Origin of the sequence: Variovorax sp. YR634, from assembly GCF_900106655.1 — a bacterium.
Classification (GTDB): Bacteria; Pseudomonadota; Gammaproteobacteria; order Burkholderiales; family Burkholderiaceae_C; genus Variovorax.
The window spans coordinates 67288-83276 of the sequence record NZ_FNOL01000011.1; the positions used below are offsets into that span (position 1 = coordinate 67288).

At 66.9% G+C, this 15989-nt stretch carries 13 protein-coding genes; 5 read left to right on the plus strand and 8 right to left on the minus strand.

The window, feature by feature from the left end; translation table 11 throughout:
* Nucleotides 1-70: 70 nt before the first annotated feature.
* Nucleotides 71-1366: an MFS transporter gene (locus BLV60_RS19090; RefSeq protein ID WP_093056847.1), complete on the plus strand. Its 1296-nt coding sequence runs from the start codon at nucleotides 71-73 to the stop codon at nucleotides 1364-1366.
* A 159-nt stretch (nucleotides 1367-1525) separates the two neighbouring features.
* On the plus strand, nucleotides 1526-1687 hold the full coding sequence (locus BLV60_RS34435; RefSeq protein WP_165403270.1) for an HHHH-motif protein: 162 nt from the start codon (nucleotides 1526-1528) through the stop codon (nucleotides 1685-1687).
* Between the two features lie 76 nt (nucleotides 1688-1763).
* Here BLV60_RS34435 and BLV60_RS19095 read toward each other — a convergent pair whose 3' ends face one another.
* On the minus strand, nucleotides 1764-2387 hold the full coding sequence (locus BLV60_RS19095; protein ID WP_093056848.1) for a pyridoxamine 5'-phosphate oxidase family protein: 624 nt from the start codon (nucleotides 2385-2387) through the stop codon (nucleotides 1764-1766).
* 32 nt (nucleotides 2388-2419) lie between these two features.
* Complete coding sequence (locus BLV60_RS19100) at nucleotides 2420-3586, minus strand: MFS transporter (RefSeq protein WP_093056849.1); 1167 nt, start codon at nucleotides 3584-3586, stop codon at nucleotides 2420-2422.
* Between the two features lie 78 nt (nucleotides 3587-3664).
* Between BLV60_RS19100 and BLV60_RS19105 the strand changes: the two genes are divergently transcribed.
* On the plus strand, nucleotides 3665-4552 hold the full coding sequence (locus BLV60_RS19105; protein ID WP_093056850.1) for a LysR substrate-binding domain-containing protein: 888 nt from the start codon (nucleotides 3665-3667) through the stop codon (nucleotides 4550-4552).
* Nucleotides 4553-4823: 271 nt separating this feature from the next.
* Here BLV60_RS19105 and BLV60_RS19110 read toward each other — a convergent pair whose 3' ends face one another.
* Nucleotides 4824-5681: an NmrA family NAD(P)-binding protein gene (locus tag BLV60_RS19110; RefSeq protein WP_093056851.1), complete on the minus strand. Its 858-nt coding sequence runs from the start codon at nucleotides 5679-5681 to the stop codon at nucleotides 4824-4826.
* Nucleotides 5682-5792: 111 nt separating this feature from the next.
* Between BLV60_RS19110 and BLV60_RS19115 the strand changes: the two genes are divergently transcribed.
* Complete coding sequence (locus tag BLV60_RS19115; protein WP_093056852.1) at nucleotides 5793-6725, plus strand: LysR family transcriptional regulator; 933 nt, start codon at nucleotides 5793-5795, stop codon at nucleotides 6723-6725.
* 57 nt (nucleotides 6726-6782) lie between these two features.
* Nucleotides 6783-8027, plus strand: a complete 1245-nt coding sequence (locus BLV60_RS19120) for an MFS transporter (protein ID WP_093056853.1) — start codon at nucleotides 6783-6785, stop codon at nucleotides 8025-8027.
* Between the two features lie 7 nt (nucleotides 8028-8034).
* On the opposite strand, the gene BLV60_RS19125 is transcribed toward BLV60_RS19120, so the two are convergent.
* From BLV60_RS19125 to BLV60_RS19145, 5 genes are all read right to left on the minus strand, one after another.
* On the minus strand, nucleotides 8035-10257 hold the full coding sequence (locus BLV60_RS19125) for a DNA/RNA non-specific endonuclease (RefSeq protein WP_093056854.1): 2223 nt from the start codon (nucleotides 10255-10257) through the stop codon (nucleotides 8035-8037).
* A gap of 86 nt (nucleotides 10258-10343) precedes the next feature.
* Nucleotides 10344-10880 (minus strand): methylated-DNA--[protein]-cysteine S-methyltransferase, encoded by a 537-nt coding sequence (locus tag BLV60_RS19130; RefSeq protein ID WP_093056855.1) that lies wholly within the window; start codon nucleotides 10878-10880, stop codon nucleotides 10344-10346.
* A complete protein-coding gene (locus BLV60_RS19135) occupies nucleotides 10877-12103 on the minus strand; it encodes a YbfB/YjiJ family MFS transporter (RefSeq protein ID WP_093056856.1) in 1227 nt (408 codons plus the stop codon). Before BLV60_RS19135 ends, BLV60_RS19130 begins: the two co-directional genes overlap by 4 nt.
* Nucleotides 12104-12162: 59 nt before the next feature.
* A complete protein-coding gene (locus BLV60_RS19140) occupies nucleotides 12163-15240 on the minus strand; it encodes an FAD-binding and (Fe-S)-binding domain-containing protein (protein ID WP_093056857.1) in 3078 nt (1025 codons plus the stop codon).
* Nucleotides 15241-15273: 33 nt separating this feature from the next.
* The gene (locus BLV60_RS19145; protein ID WP_093056858.1) at nucleotides 15274-15966 is read right to left on the minus strand and encodes a GntR family transcriptional regulator; all 693 of its coding nucleotides are present in this window, start codon (nucleotides 15964-15966) and stop codon (nucleotides 15274-15276) included.
* Between the last annotated feature and the right edge of the window lie 23 nt (nucleotides 15967-15989).

The following is a 15989-nucleotide window of genomic DNA, read 5'->3' on the forward strand; positions in this document are numbered from 1 at the left end:
GGCGGCACCGCCGCCCCTCCCCCTTCCCGACAAGCTCCATAAAACCATCCAACACCGGAGACAACCAACCGTGAACCCCGTCGAACAAAGAACCATCTCCAAGATCAGCTGGCGGCTCCTGCCGCTGCTCATGGTCAGCTACTTCATCGCCTACCTCGACCGCGTGAACCTCGGCTTTGCCGGCGCGGCCATGTCCAAGGACCTGGGCTTCACCGCCGCCGTGTTCGGCAGCGCCGCCGGCATCTTCTTCCTTGCCTACTTCCTGTTCGAGGTGCCGAGCAACATGGCGCTGGAGCGCTTCGGTGCGCGCCGCTGGATCGCTCGCATCATGTTCAGCTGGGGCATCCTCTCGGCGGCCCAGGCCTGGGTGGGCGGCTCGACCAGCTTCAACATAGTGCGGTTCCTCTTGGGCATTGCCGAGGCCGGATTCTTCCCGGGCGTGATCTTCTACATCACGCTGTGGTTTCCGGCGGCGTACCGCGCGCGCATCGTGGGCTGGTTCATGTTCGCCATTCCCATCTCGACCGTCATCGGCTCGCCGATCTCGGGCTACATCCTCAACATGGACGGCGTCGGCGGCATGCACGGCTGGCAGTGGCTGTTCATCCTCGAGGCGATTCCCTCGCTGATCCTGACCTTCTTCGTGCTGATGTACCTGCCCGACGGCCCGAAGGACGCCAAGTGGCTCACCACCGAAGAGCGCAGTTGGCTGGAGCAGACGCTCGACTCGGAGCGCCGCAACCGCGAGTCGATCAACAAGATCTCGTGGAAGCAATCGCTGCTGAACCCGCGCGTGATCGGGCTGGGCTTTGTCTACATGGGCATCACCGTGCCGCTGTACGGCCTGAGCTTCTTCCTGCCGCAGATCATCAAGGGCTTCGGTGGGCTGAGCAACGTGGAGATCGGCTTCATCAACGCCTTTCCTTACCTGGTGGGCGCCATCGCGATGCTGTTCTGGACGCGAGCGTCGGACGCGCGCAAGGAGCGCAAGTGGTTCCTGCTGATTCCGCTGGCCTGCATCTTCGTTGGCCTGGTGCTGGCCGCCCAGACCAGCGCGCCCATCCCGAAGATGGCCGCCGTGACGCTGGCCGCCTTCGGCATCTTCAGCGCGCTGCCCACCTTCTGGACGCTGCCCACCGCCATCCTGAGCGGCACCGCGGCCGCGGCGGGCATTGCGTGGATCAACTCCATCGGCAACCTGGGCGGCTACATCGGCCCGACGATCTTCGGCGCGCTGAAGGACCGGATGGGCAACGACATCTACGCCGTGATCTTCCTGGCGCTGCTGTCGGCGGTGGCGTTCGGGCTGGTGCTGATCATCGGGCACGACTCGCGCACCGAGCAGGCTGCGCCTGGGCGGGCCTGATTCGGGTTAGCCCCAACGCCCCCGGCCCTGCGCCTCGTGCAATTTTTCACGCCACAACCGCTACCAAATGTCATCTAAATGTGGCGCCAGGGCGTTCTGCAAGGGCGCCCGTTGAACGACGCATTCCTTTGATCGATGTCTTTGCTTAGAAAGAACCCCATGAAGACCAAGCAGCTCATCCTCTCCAGCATCCTCGCGTTCGCCGGCCTTGCCATGCTGGCACCGAGCATCGCCTCGGCCGCGCCGTACCACCCCAAGAAGCACAAGGTGTGCAAGTGGGACGCGCGTCATCACCACCGTGTTTGCCACTGGGTGCGTTGATTCCCCCGGTGCAAACCGCTTGAAAAAGCCCGCTGATGCGGGCTTTTTTCATGGGCGACTGAAACAGGCTTTCAAGTCAATACAGCGTCGCCCGCTGCCGCGCCGGCAGCTCCCGGTCATACGTCTCCCCATCGAACTCCGACGCGGTCAGCGCCGAAAGAATCGCCCCCGGCGTCGGCACCTCGCGCTTCGCATCCGCCGGCACCGGCGTCCACAGCTTCGACCGCTGGATCGCCCGGGCGCACTGGAAGAACACCGTGTCGACGGTGATCCGGATCACGCATTGCGGCGGCTTGCCGTCCATTGCGAGGCGTTCGAGCAGCGCTGGCTCGACCGTGATGTGCGCCCTGCCGTTCACCCTCAGCGTCTCGCCCACCCCGGGAATGAGGAACAGCAGCGCCACGCGCGGGTCGGCCACGATGTTGCGCAGGCTGTCGATGCGGTTGTTGCCGCGGCGCTCGGGCATGAGCAGCGTCTTCTCGTCCTGCACAACGACAAAGCCCGGCGGATCGCCGCGCGGCGAGGCGTCGAGGCCGCCGGGGCCGGTGGTGGCGAGCACGGCAAAGGGCGACGCGGCAATCAGCGCCTGGTAGGCCGGGTGCAGGTACGGAACCTCTTTCTTGAGCGAGGCCTCGCCGGCTTCGCCGAACAGGGCTTCGAGCTTCGTCACGGTGTCGATGGCATGCGGTGTCGTGGTCATGGCGATGATTCCCGGGTGAATAGTGTGACGGTTCAGCCGGCCGTGCGCGCAGCATCGGCTGCGGGCGATGACGCGCTCCAGCCGCAGGCCAGCGCCGCCAGCGCAAGAAGCGCTGCAGCCACGCCGTAGATCCAAGGCGGTGACGCAACCGGCAGCAGCAGGCCCGCAATCAGCGGCCCGGTGCCGGCGCCGATGTCGCGCCACACCGAGCGCGCGGCCAGCGCCTGCACGCGCTCCGGACCGGGCGTGCGCCGGGCCACGATGGGCGGCAGCAAGGGCAGTTGCAAGGCGCGCAGCACCACGATCAGCGCCGCGCAGCTCCACAGCCAGCCAAGGCCGAAGCCCACGAGCGCAATGGCCGTGACGAGCGACAGGCCCACCAGCAAACGCTCAGCGCCGAAGCGCTCGGCCATGTGGCCGCCGACCGGGCTCAGCAAAATCTCCGCCAGGTAGCGCAGCGCCATCAGCACACCGGCCACGATCACCGCGCCACCCGGCAGCAGGTCCTTGCCGAGGTACGAGAGGCCGACGATGAAGAGCCCGTCGAGCGTCAGCCCTTCCATGAACGACCAGCTGTCCAGGCTGTTGGGCCGGCTGAAGCGCCGCCTCGGCTTGGCCCCAGGATGCGGCACCGCCGGCAGCCGCCGAGTAACGAACCACGCAAGCAGCGAAAACACCGCGAGGATGCCGAAGACCGTGCGCGGCCCGCTCCAGTGCGCCAGCAGCGCACCCAGCGGCAGCGCCAGCACCGGCCCTACCGCGATGAAGGCGCGCGAGCGCCCGTTGCGCCGAGCCGCACCCACCGGGTCGGCCGTGGCCAGCGCCTGTGTCGACAGGTTCAGCGCCGCGAAGCACAGGCCCCACATCAGCCGCAGCGGCAGCAGCGCCCAGAAGCCCGAGAGCGTGGCGTAGCCGAGTCCGCACACTGCCGCTGCCAGGACGGCGATCGTGCAGGTCAGCCGGTCGCCGTTGCGGGCGTAGAAGCGTGCAACGAATCCATAGCCGGCAATGCGCACCAGCCGGTTGGCCGCGAGCAGCATGCCGGCTTCGGCCAGCGTCACGCCGAACTCGCTGGCATACATCGGCAGCAGCAGGTAGAGCACGACGTCGGCCGGCAGCGAAAGACCGAGCGCCATCGCCGCGTGGCGGGAATTCAGGTCAGTGGGGGTGGGGTTGGAAGCGAGGGGTATTCGTGACATCGAGCCCTGATGGTGCGCCGCCACATGCCACCCCGACAAACGACATTAACGCCCGCCATGCGTGAGAAAATCGCACGCATGCCGCTTCGAGAGCCTCCCCTCAACGCCGTGCGGGCCTTTGCCGCCGCGGCGCGCCACCTCAGTTTCACTCGCGCAGCGCTCGAACTGCATGTCACGCACAGCGCGGTGAGCCGGCAGATCAAGAGCCTGGAAGAGTTCCTTGGCGTCGCGCTGTTCGAACGACGCATCCGCCAGGTCGCGCTGACTGCCGAGGGGCAGCAGTTCTTCGCGGAGGTGGAGCCGGCGCTTGCGCAGATCGGCGCGGCGGCGCGCTCGCTGCAATTGCAGGGGCCCGCCCGGGCGGTGCGGATCAACGTGCGCCCTTCTTTCGCAGTGCGCTGGCTCATTCCGCGCCTGCCTTCCTTCGTCGAGCGCTATCCCGACATCGAGCCGCAGGTTGTCACCAGTACCGTCATGCCTGAACAGGCCATCGACAGCTTCGACATCGCGGTGCGCCGCGGACTCGACGGTTGGCCGCCTTCGATCGAAGTGCAGCCCTTTCTCGAAGACGAGGTGCTGGTGGTCGGCGCGCCCGCGTTGTTCGAGACGCATCCGTTGCCCGACCTGCGCGCCCTCGCCTCGCACGTGCTGCTGTCGGCCAAGACGCGCAAGGACGACTGGGACGCCTGGAAGAAGCAGGTCGGCGCCCCGCGCACCCGTCCGGCGGGCCGGCTGCAGTTCGACCACCTGCACTTCGTACTCCAGGCCGCGGTCGACGGACTGGGCGTTGCGCTGGCGCCGACCTCGCTGGTGTCGCACGACCTGGCCTCGGGCCGCCTGCAATCGCCGCTGCCCGCGCTGCGCATGACGCTGGAGCGCTATTACTACGGCCTGGCGCCCGACGCCGCATCGGAGGCGGCGTACGTGGCCGAGTGGTTCGAGGAAATGCAGGCCGGGAGCGCCTAGGGCCTGCTCACACTATTTCCGGGGTCGCGAAGGTCAGCCAGCGAGGGCCAATCAAGGCGCGTGACGCCGCGCGTGCATGCGCACGCGCAAGGAACGCAACGCCGAGTGGCCCTCGCTGGCTGACCTTCCCGCAGGGTTGGCGGGCCAAGGGGCTGTCTGCGGCGTTGCCCGCGCTTGCAAGGCTTCAGCCTTGCTGCGCCCGTGCGCCTTGCATCCAGCCCCTTGGCCCACCAACGCGACCCCGGAAATAGTGTGAGCAGGCCCTAGCCAATCAGCCGACGAGCGAGCGAATCACCTCCGACACGCCCACCTTGCCTCTGCGCACGCTCGCATCGCTTCCCTCGAAGCGAATCCATCCTTCGTTGAAGCCGTCGAGCATCTGGATGCGCGGCACCGGGTCGCGCATGCCCTGCGCGCGGAAGATCGCGCCCCAGGTCTCACGCGGCACCACCTCCGCGTGCACCGGGCGGCCCAATACCTGCGAGAGCGCAGCTGCAATCGCGTGCTGCGTCAGCCGCTCGGGGCCTTCGAGTTCGACGATGCGCGGCGCCTCGCCTTCTTGCACAAGGAGTTCGGCGGCAACGCTACCCACATCGGCCGTGGCCACCATCGGCACGGCCCGCTCCAGCGGCTGCAGGTAGCTCGACAGCACACCCTGCTCGCTGGCCTGAGTAATGTCCCAGCGCAGGTTCTCAAGGAACCACGCCGGCCGCAGGAACGTGACCGGAAACGGCAGCGTGCGCAGCGCTTCTTCCATCAACGTGCGCTGGCTCAGCAGATTGGGCTGCGCGGCCTGTGCGCCGACGGTCGACAGGCACACCACGCGCGGCGGCCGGGCGGTGTCGAGTGCCTGGCGCACCGCGGCGTTCTCGGCCCTGGCCTCTGGAAAACCCGGCTCGGGGTCGAAGTTCGGCGGCGGCAGCACGAAGACGCCGGCCGTACCCGCGAAGGCCCGCGCCAATGCCGCGGCATCGTCCATCGCTGCGATGGCGACCTCGCAGCCGAGCTCCGCCCAGACACGGCCCTTGGCTTCGTCGCGGACGACCGCGCGAACGGGCTTGCCCTGGGCCAGCAAAGCGCGCGCGACGGCGCCGCCGACCTGGCCCGTGATTCCGGTAATTGCGTACATGAGACTTTCTTTCTTCACTTGATTGCGATGGAGCGAATCGTAGAAACGCCTCATCTTTGAGTAAAGCGACCTCAAGGCATATCATTCATGACAACTGATCACGAATAAAAAATGACTCTCGACGGACGCCTTCTCTCCAACGTCAGCGTGCTGGCCGCCGTGGTCGAAGGCGGCAGCTTCGCCAGCGCCGCCAACGCACTCGGCCTCACGCCCTCCGGTGTGAGCCGCGCCATTGCCCGGCTCGAGGGCCGCATCGGCGTGCGGCTGTTCGACCGCACGACCCGCTCGCTGAACCTCACCGACGAGGGCCGGCTGCTCTACGCCAACATCAATCCGCTGGTGCTCGGCATCGAGGACGCGGTGACGATCGCGTCAGGTGCATCCGGCGCGGTGCGCGGGCGCCTGCGCGTCAACACCGACGCATTCACCTCTCGCCTGCTGCTGGCGCGGCACCTGCCGCGCTTTCTTGCGCTGTACCCCGAGCTCACGCTGGAGCTGATCGCCCGCGACCAGCTCGGCGACCTGGTGGCCGAGGGCTTCGACATCGCCGTGCGCTTCGGCGAGCCTCCGTCGTCGTCGCTGGTGGCCCGCAAGCTGATGGACTCGCGCGTGGTTACCGTGGCCACGCCGGCCTACCTGGCGCGGCACGGCCACCCTGCCAAGCCAGCAGACCTTGTCGGCCATGCCTGCCTGCAGGTACGCAACCCGGCCACGGGGCAGCCCTATACGTGGGAGTTCCAGCGCGGCCGCAAACTCGTGAAGGTGCCAGCCACCGGACGACTGCTGCTCACCGACCCGGGCACCGTGCTGGAGACGGTGCTCGCCGGCATCTGTGTGGCGCAGATCAAGGCCGTGGGCATTCAGCCGCAGCTCGACGGCGGCGAGCTGGTCGATCTGTTTCCTGATTGGCCCGATGAGCGGCTTCCGCTCTATGCGCTCTATCCGTCGCGCCACCTGCCGGCCGCGAAGGTACGTGCGTTCATCGATTTCGTGATGGAGGTCGTCGCGCCTGCGCCTGCATCGAAGCCGAAGCCGCGGCGCTGATGCTCGCGCGTCCGGAAACGGCCAGCGACATGAGCCCTCCGATCGCACGATGAGGGCATGACCCATACAACACTCACAACACTCACAACACCGCTCCCCCCTTCCTTCCTGAACCTCGCGTGGTCCAACCTCGCCGCGCAGTCCGCCGAGCAACTGAGCCTTGCGGCCGTGCCGCTGGTCGCCGTGCTGGCACTCGGCGCAGGGCCGGGCGAAATCGGTTTTCTCGCGGCGGTGCAGACGCTGCCCTTCCTGCTGGTCTCGATGCCCATGGGCCTGCTCGCCGACCGCATGTCGCGGCGACAGCTGATGGTTTGGGCCGAGGGGCTGCGGGCGGTCTCGCTGCTGGTGCTGCTGGCGATGGTGTTCGCGTCGAAGCTCAGCGTCGGCTGGCTGGCGGTACTCGGTTTCCTGGGTGCTGTCGGCACCGTGGGCTTCAGCGTCGCGGCGCCCGCGCTGGTGCCGGCGCTCGTGCCGCGCGAAGCGCTGGCAACGGCCAACGGGCGACTCGAACTGGCGCGCAGTGCCGCGTTCACCGCCGGTCCCGCACTCGCGGGTGCACTGGTGGCGTGGGCCGGTGCTCCTGCTGCGTTCGTGCTGGCAGCAGTGCTGTCGGTGGCGGCCGTGGGCCTGCTGCTGCGATTGACCGAAGCACCGCGCGCACCCGCCTCCGGACGGCATCCGCTGCTCGAAGTGCGCGACGGCGCGCGCTTTGTCTGGCAGCACGACATGCTGCGCCCGATGCTGATGACCGGCGCGGTGTTCAACATCTCATGGTTCGTGCTGCAGGCCGGGTATGTGCCCTATGCAGTGCGGGTGCTCGGCCTCGGCGCGCAGGCGGTCGGCTTCACGCTGGCGATGTACGGCGCGGGCATGGTCGTTGGCGCGCTGCTCACGCCGCGCGTTGTGGCGCGCCTGCCCTTCGGCCGCGCGATCCAGGTCGGCCCCGCGGTCGCGGTTGTTGCAGCAGCGACGATGGCAGCCACGCTCCTGGTGCCGACCGCCGCGCTGGCCGCGCTCTCGTTCTTCCTGTTCGGCGCGGGGCCGATGGTCTGGGTCATCACCTCGACCACGCTACGCCAGAGCGTGACGGCTTCGACCATGCTGGGCCGGGTGTCGGCCGTGTTCCTCACGATCAATGCGGGAGCGCGCCCCATCGGCGCGGCGCTCGGCGGCCTGGTTGGTGCGGCCTGGGGCGAGCCGGCGTGCCTGCTGCTGGCGCTGGCCGGGTTCGTTCTGCAGGCGGCGATCATCTTCGCGTCGCGCATCGCGGGGCTGCACCGGTTGCCTGTGCCGGCCACCTGAGCTTCGTTTACTCCAGGTCGGGAAGCACCATCGACTCCAGAGAATCGAGCGGCAGCCAGCCATCCGGTACGTCAACCAGAGCGGACTCCTGCGCACGAACTCTGGTGGGCTTTCTTACAGGCTTCTTGGCCAGCGGATCGACAGTGGAAAGCGAGAACACCCTCCTGACCGGACCGCCCGTGAAACTGAGCCCGGTGAGCCGCTCGACTTCATTGATCTGGACCTGGAAGGTCTTGTAGGCATCGAAAGGAATCTCGCGTGCAGCCTCGATGCCAAATTCCTCGATCACACCCGACTGATCGAGGATGTAGGCCGTGGCAAACAGCTTGCCGCTAGCCGTGATCGCCGCGACGACTTTCCAGAAGCGAACCGGATACTGGATCTTCGGGTACTTGTCCCAGACCGGGTCGCTTTCTTCGAGGATGGGGCCCGTGATGACCTGCGCCCTGAACTTGTCGAGCTTGATCGCGTCCTCGAAGATGTGGCGTTCGATGCCCTGCCAGAGCTCCTTGTTCTGATTGAACTTGGAATGCTGGGGCGTGCAGTTGCTCCAGTGGCAGGTATCTGCCGCAGTGGTGAGCGCAGCCAGGCGGGTGGCTCCGTATTCCATGTCTTCACGGCGCGTCAGATGGCCACGGTCGAACTGGTTGTTCTCGTAGTAGAAGTTGGTCAGCTGTGCGCTTGCGGGAATCCGCGGGTCCTGCCTCCACACGTCCGCCGGCCGGGCCAGTTCGAACCGGCCGCTGAAGTCGACGTTGGCTGCCGAGTAGAGAGCCAGCCGCCTCGCCTTGTGCATCACGAGGCTGTAGCCGTGATAGTTCAGCACGTTCTCGCCCGGGGGGCCGTCGACCAGTTCTACCGTCTCCTTCGCAAGAGCCTTGCCAAGCAGCGGCAGATGCACCGACATCTCGGGCTTGCCCGGCGCGAGGAACCCGGCTTCGAAGCCTTTGCGATCGTCGTACTTCGCATTGAAGGGCACGTCGATGGCGGGGGCTGGTTTCTTCGCCTTGGCACGTGCGGCTTCTTCGAAAACGCTTTGCGACTCGCGGGCAGCGGGACCGGATCGGAGGACGGAGACGCTTCCATCCGATTCGATGCCGAGCGTCACCGTGAGGGTCCTTCTTCCACCAGATTGCATGTCGTTCATGGTCGTCTTCCGGGTTGGGGTTTGTTGAATGAGCGGACCGGGAAGCGGCAAGCTCCCGGCAGCATGGGTCGCCGTTGACTGCAGCAGGTCGACGGAAGGAAGCATCAGCCGCGAGTTTTCCGGCGTGGCGCCGAAGACCGGCTGGAGCAACGGATGCGCGGGAAGGGCTGCATGAAGCGTCTCGACGATGCGGGAGACGCGGATGCCCTCGTTGGCAATCCACTTGATGTCCTGCTCGCCGTCTTTTGCGGGGTCGTAGTCGCGGCCTGAGATGGTTTGCGTACGGCCATCTCTTTCATCCGGTACGCCGCTGTGGTGAAGTGCCACGACATACCAGTCGTTGCTGAAAACCGGGGAGCCTGAAGATCCCCCGAGCGTGTCGGTCGAATACCAGAGCACGTCGTCCGTGCGCTTGAGAAGCTTGTTCTCGCGCACGCACACCTGTTTGCGGTCGCCGTTGGGGTGCTGGATGATGGTGAGCCACTCACCGTCCGATGCCTTGCCGGTGGCACCTACGAGCGGCAGGAACCCATAGTGTTCGAGCTGGCCATCTCCCACTGTCGAACTGGAGGTGACGGCCACGACGGTGAAGTCGAGGTCTTTCGAAGTGAAGAAGAGTTCCTGTGCCTGAAGGCTGTAGGTCGTGGGGTTGAGTGCGGCACCGTCGATGTCGAGTTCGAATTCGAACTGGGCTTCCGAGCGACGACAGGACTCGATGGATGGCAGAACGTGGTTGTTCGTGATGAGCACGTTCGGCGCTATCAGGAATCCGGTGCCGTAAGCCACAAGCCGCCCTGCCGTGTCCCTGATCAGGATGCGACTGACCGCCTTTGCGGCTCGCGCGCCACGAGCCAGGTAGTTGACGTCCTGTATCTCGCTGCCGGAGATGATTCGCTCATACGCGACGGCAGATTTTTCATCGTCGCCCAGGCTTTCGCGCAAGAAGCTCCTGCGGTCATCGAGCTGCTTCGGCGTGCTCAGTTCGCGCGGGGTCTTGTCTCTCGCATAGTCGGCAAGAGATCGCAGGTCGATGCCTTCGCTTCGCTCCCGCGCCTTCTCGATTTGCTCAAGCCAGAGTTGCACGCCGCGCCTCCCTCGTCCCGTGAGGGTTGCAACTGTGCGTGTTTGCCGACGCTTCTACATCCCCCATTCGAGGGATGCCGTACGTACTAGAAAAGCGACGCCATTCCGTTGGGCCGCGCGTCCTCGATGTCGAGCATGCGCAGCTTGGTCAACGCCCCGCCGCCGGCCGAGAAGCCGCCGGGCTTGTTGCCCGCCGCCAGCACGCGATGGCAAGGCACCACCGGCGCGAACGGGTTGTGGCCCATGGCCTGACCCACGGCGCGCGACAGGCCCTTGTCGCCCAGCTCTTCGGCGATCTCGCCGTAGGTGCGCGTCTGCCCCGGCGGAATGCGGCGCGCGATCGCGTAGATGCGCTGGTGAAATTCCGACACGCCACGCATGTCGAGCTCGATGTGGCCCAGGTCGTCGTGCACGCCTTGCAGGAGGCCCTGGATAGCGGCGATGGCGCGTTGCGCTGCTTCGCTCGGCGAGCTTTCATTCAGGTCCGGAAAGCGTTGCTTCATGCGCGCACGCGTGGCTGCCTCGCCGTTGTCGGCGGGCAGCTGCACGCCGACCAATCCGCGCGGTCCCCATGCCAGGGCGCACATGCCAATGGAAGTTTCGAACAAGGCAAAGCCCGTCATGGCGTCTCCTGTGACAGCGAATGCTGGCGCGACGCAAGCACAGCGCCGAGCCAAAGGGCCATTGCCGAAGCCACCAGGCCCCGCGCCAGCCCACCAGGGCCGTCGGAAATCCATCCAGTGACAGTCGGCCCGACGATCTGCCCCAGCGCAAAGATGATGGTGAACATGCTGATGCCCTGCGCCCAGCGCGACGGCGGCAGGTTGTGGCGCACCAGCGCAGTGGTCGAAGCCACCACCGACAGGAACACCCCACCGAACAGCACGCCCGAAACCAGCGCCACCGGCGCCGACGCACTCAGCACCGGCAGCAGCGTCGCCACGCCGAGCAGCCCGTTCAGCAGTGCCTGCGGCTGCCCGCCGCGGTAACGGTCGAGCAGCCCGGCCCACAGCCGCGACGACGCCACGCAGGCAATGCCCAGCAAGGAATAGAACAGCGTGACGAAAGAAGCGCTCGCCCCCTGCTCGCGCAGCAGCGCGATCACGAAAGTCATGTAGCCGATGTAGCCCATGCCGAACAAGGCATACCCGGCGAGCGCCCAGCCGAAGCGATGCAGTGCGACCGGCGGCGCAGCGTCCGCCGAAGCGGCGGCTGCCGCTGGCGCTGGCCTGTCAGGCATCGCGCGGCCAGCCCAGGCCAGCAGGCAGGTGGCGGCTGCACTCGCCAACGCCAGCGCCCACCACGCCCAGGCCCATCCGTGCGGCACGCCCGATGCCGCCCGCAACACCTGCGGCACGAGCAGCGCCGACAGCAGGATGCCGAAGCCGGTGCCGCCGTAATAGATGCCAAGCAGCAGGCCGCCACGTGATGAACCTGCCTCGCCGAGCCGCGCTGCAAGCAACCCTCCCGCCACGAACACCCATGCGCTGGCCACCCCGGCCAGCAGGCGCTGAAGCAGCAAGGCCGGCGCGTCGGTCACGAAACCGCTGCCCGCCATGAACACGCTGGCCAACACCGCGCCGACCACCAGCAGCCGCGTCGTGCCGAAGCGCCGCATCAGCATCGGCGTGATCAGCGCACCGACCAGGTAGCCGACCGCATTCGCCGTGTTCATGCCGCCGGCCAGCGCATAGCTCCAGCCAAGGTCCGCGCGCATGGGCGGTAGCAGCAATGCGTATGCGAAGCGGGTGATGCCGAGCGAAACCGCCGCGCCCATCGACAGCGCAAATGCAAGACGCAGCGTGGGCTGCGCAGGGGCGGCTGAAGAAGTGAGCGTTGTCGACATGGGAGCGGGCGGCTGGCCATTTTGCGGCAGGCGCCGCCGCCCTGCCCGCGCCCACCCGGTCAACCCGCGTCGACCACCGGGTCGGTGTGCAGCAGATGCCGCTCCAGCAGCACCGCCACATGCACCGCTTCGCGCTGCGCGCCGTCCTCGATCTGGTGGCGGCAGCTGGTGCCGTCGGCCACCACGATGGCGCCGGGCTTCGCGCGGATGGCCGGCAGCAGGCTGGCTTCGGCCATCTTCATCGACACCTCGAAATGGCTGGCCTCGTAGCCGAAGCTGCCGGCCATGCCGCAGCACGAGCTTTCGATGAGCTCGGGCTGCGCGCCAGGAATGAGCTTCAGCACCTCCATCACCGGGCTCACCGCGCCGAAGGCTTTCTGGTGGCAGTGTCCGTGCAGCAGGATAGGCGCCTCGGCCGGCTTCAGTGCCAGCTCGAAGCGGCCCAGCTTGATTTCGCGCGCGATGAACTCCTCGAACAGCAACGCGCGCTTCGCCACCATCTCGGCCTTTTCGCCGAAACCCATCACCAGCGTTTCGTCGCGCAGCGTGAGCAGGCACGATGGCTCCAGCCCGACGATGGGCACGCTGGCGCGCGCCAGCGGCACCAGCGCGTCGATCAGCGCCTCGGCCTTTTCCTTGGCCTGCGCGACCATGCCGCTCGCCAGGAAGGTGCGTCCGCAGCAATGGTGCCCGCCGCGCTTCTCGACCGTGTGCAGCACATAGCCCGCAGCCTGCAGCACGCGCGCTGCTGCAAAGGCGTTCTCGCTCTCGAAGGTGCCGTTGAAAGTGTCGACGAACAGCACCGCCGCCTTGCCGCCGCGCCGCGCAATCGACAGCGCCACGTCGCGTTCGACGAACAGGCCGGGCTCGTTGGCCTTGCCGCGCCAGAAGGTGTCGCTGCGCCATTCGGGCAGCGAGCGCTTGGCCGAGAAGCCCAGCAGCTTCTCACCAAGCCATGCGGCGCCGGGCACGCTGTTGCGCAGGTTCAGCAGCCACGGCATGCGACTGGCCTTGTGCGCGTAGTCGGGCAGGTTTGCTACCAGCCTGTCTTTCAGCGTGTGGCCGTGGCGCTTCTTGTAGTGGTCGAGAAACTCGACCTTCATCTTCGCCATGTCCACGCCCGTGGGGCAATCGCGCTTGCAGCCCTTGCAGCCGACGCACAGGTCCATGGTGTCGTGCATGGCCTCGCTGGTGAAGGCATCGGGGCCGAGTTGCCCTGACAGCGCCAGTCGCAGCGTGTTGGCACGGCCGCGTGTCAGGTGTTGCTCGTCACGCGTCACGCGGTAGCTGGGGCACATGGTGCCGGCATCGAACTTTCTGCAGTGGCCGTTGTTGTTGCACATTTCCACGGCCTTGGCGAGGCCGCCGGTGCTGTCGCCGCCGGTGCCGGGTGCGGTCGTCGCCTCGGTCACCGGGTCGGCGTTGACGTTCCAGCCCGACCAGTCGAGCACGGGCTTCAGTTCGATGCGGCGGTAGGGCTTGGGCGCGGTCGGCGGCGCGAAACGGAACAGCGCGCCATCGTCCATGCGCGGTGGGTCGATGATCTTGCCGGGGTTGAACAGGCCGATCGGGTCGAGCTTGCGCTTGATGGCGCGAAACGCCTCGTTGATGGCCGGGCCGAACTGCCATTCAATCCACTCGCCGCGGCACAGGCCGTCGCCGTGCTCGCCGCTGAACGCACCCTTGTACTTGCGCACCAGCGCGCTCGCCTCTTCGGCAATGGAGCGCATCTTGGCGGCGCCGTCCGCGCGCATGTCGAGAATCGGCCGCACATGCAGCGTGCCGACCGAGGCATGCGCGTACCAGGTGCCACGGCTGCCGTGCCGGGCGAACACCTCGGTCAGCGCGTCGGTGTATTCGGCCAGGTGTTCGAGCGGCACGGCGCAGTCTTCGATGAAGCTCACGGGTTTGCCGTCGCCCTTGAGGCTCATCATGATGTTGAGGCCGGCCTTGCGCACTTCCCACAGGTTCTTCTGCCGCGCGTCGTCGGGCATCTCGACCACGCTGCCGGGCAGGCCGAGGTCGCCCATCAGCTCGACGAGCTGCTTGAGCTGCGGCAGCAACGCGGCCTTGTTCGAACCGGAAAACTCCACCAGCAGGATGGCCGCCGGCTTGCCGATCAACGCAGTCTCGACCGTCGGCTTGAAGGCCGGGTTGGCAAGGCTCAGCTCGATCATCGTGCGGTCGACCAACTCCACCGCCGTCGGCCCCAGCTTCACGATGTGCTGCGCCGCGTCCATCGCCGCGTGGAAGGTCGGGAAGTTGACGATGCCCAGCACCTTGGCGCGCGGCAGCGGCGCGAGCTTGAGCTTCAGGTTCTTCGTGTAGGCCAGCGTGCCTTCGGAGCCGATCAGCAGGTGCGCGAGGTTCACGCTGCCGTCTGCCGTGTAGGGCCGCTCGCTCTGGTTGTCGAAGATGTCGAGGTTGTAGCCCGCCACGCGGCGCATCACCTTGGGCCAGTGCTCGGTGATCTGCTCGCGGTGCTGGCGTGCAAGCCCGCGCAAGAACTGCGCGATGCCGGCCGCGCGCACGCCCATCGTGCCGACCGTTCCGAACTCCACCAGTTCGCCACTCGACAACCATGCACTCGCACCCAGCACGTTGTGCACCATGTTGCCGTAGGCGATGGAGCGCGAGCCGCAGGAGTTGTTGCCCGCCATGCCGCCCAGCGTGGCCTGCGCACTGGTCGACACATCCACCGGATACCACAGGCCGTGCGGCTTCAGCTGCGCGTTCAGGTGGTCGAGCACGAGGCCGGGCTCGACCGTGGCCGTGCCCTCTTCCACGTTCACTTCGAGCACGCGGCGAAAGTGCTTGCTGTTGTCGATCACCAGCGCCGCGCCGGTCGTCTGCCCGCACTGGCTGGTGCCGCCGCCGCGCGCGAGCACCGGCACCTTCAGGTCGCGGGCGATGTCGATGGCGGTTGCAATGTCGCCCTCGTTCGTCGGCACGAAGGCGCCGACGGGCGTGATCTGGTAGATCGACGCGTCGGTGGCGTAGCGCCCGCGCGAACCGTCGTCGAACAGCACCTCGCCCTGCGTGTCGGAGCGCAGGCGGCGCGCAAGCAGTTCGCAGGTGTCGTTGGGCGGAAGAACGGTTCCGGCTGGCTGCATGTGGCTGGCGGGATCGATGCGCATGGTGGGTCGTTTTTCTTTTGGCAGGTCAGAAGCTCAGCTCGACTTGGCCGAGGGATAGATTTCGCCGGCGCGCAGCAACTCCAGCACGGTGTCGCGCTTGCGCAGCACGTGCGCCACGAGCACCTTGCGCATGGCCGCTGAGTCGCGTTTGGCCAGCGCATCGATCATCTGTTCGTGCTCTTCGACGGCGTGCTTCCACTTCGTCTCGTTCTGGTTGGTGCGAAAGCGCAGCGACTGCACGCGGGCGTTGATGGAGCGGTAGGTGTTCGACAGCACCGGGTTCGCGGCCGCCTCGTTGATGGCGGTGTGGATGCGTGCATTCAGGCGGTAGTAGCCCGAGAGGTCGCGCCGCGAGAAGCAGGCCAGCATTTCGTAGTGCAGCGCGCGCACTTCGGCCAGCTCTTCGTCGGTGATGCGCTTGGCGGCCAGTTCGCCCGACATGCCTTCGAGCATCGCCAGCACCTCGAAGGTGTCGAGCACGTCGGCCTCGGTGAGCTTCACCGCCACCGCGCCTCGGTTGGGCAGCAGGTCGACCAGCCCTTCGGCCGCGAGCAGCTTGATGGCCTCGCGCAGCGGCGTGCGCGACACGCGCAATTGCAGGCACAGCTCGCGCTCGTTGAGCTTGGCGCCAGGTGCGATGAGCCCTTCGACCAGCATGGTGCGCAGGCGCGCGGCCACCTGGTCGTGCAGGGAGAGTCTGGAGATTTCGATGATGTCGGCTGTCATGGCTTTGCCTCTTGATTGCATTT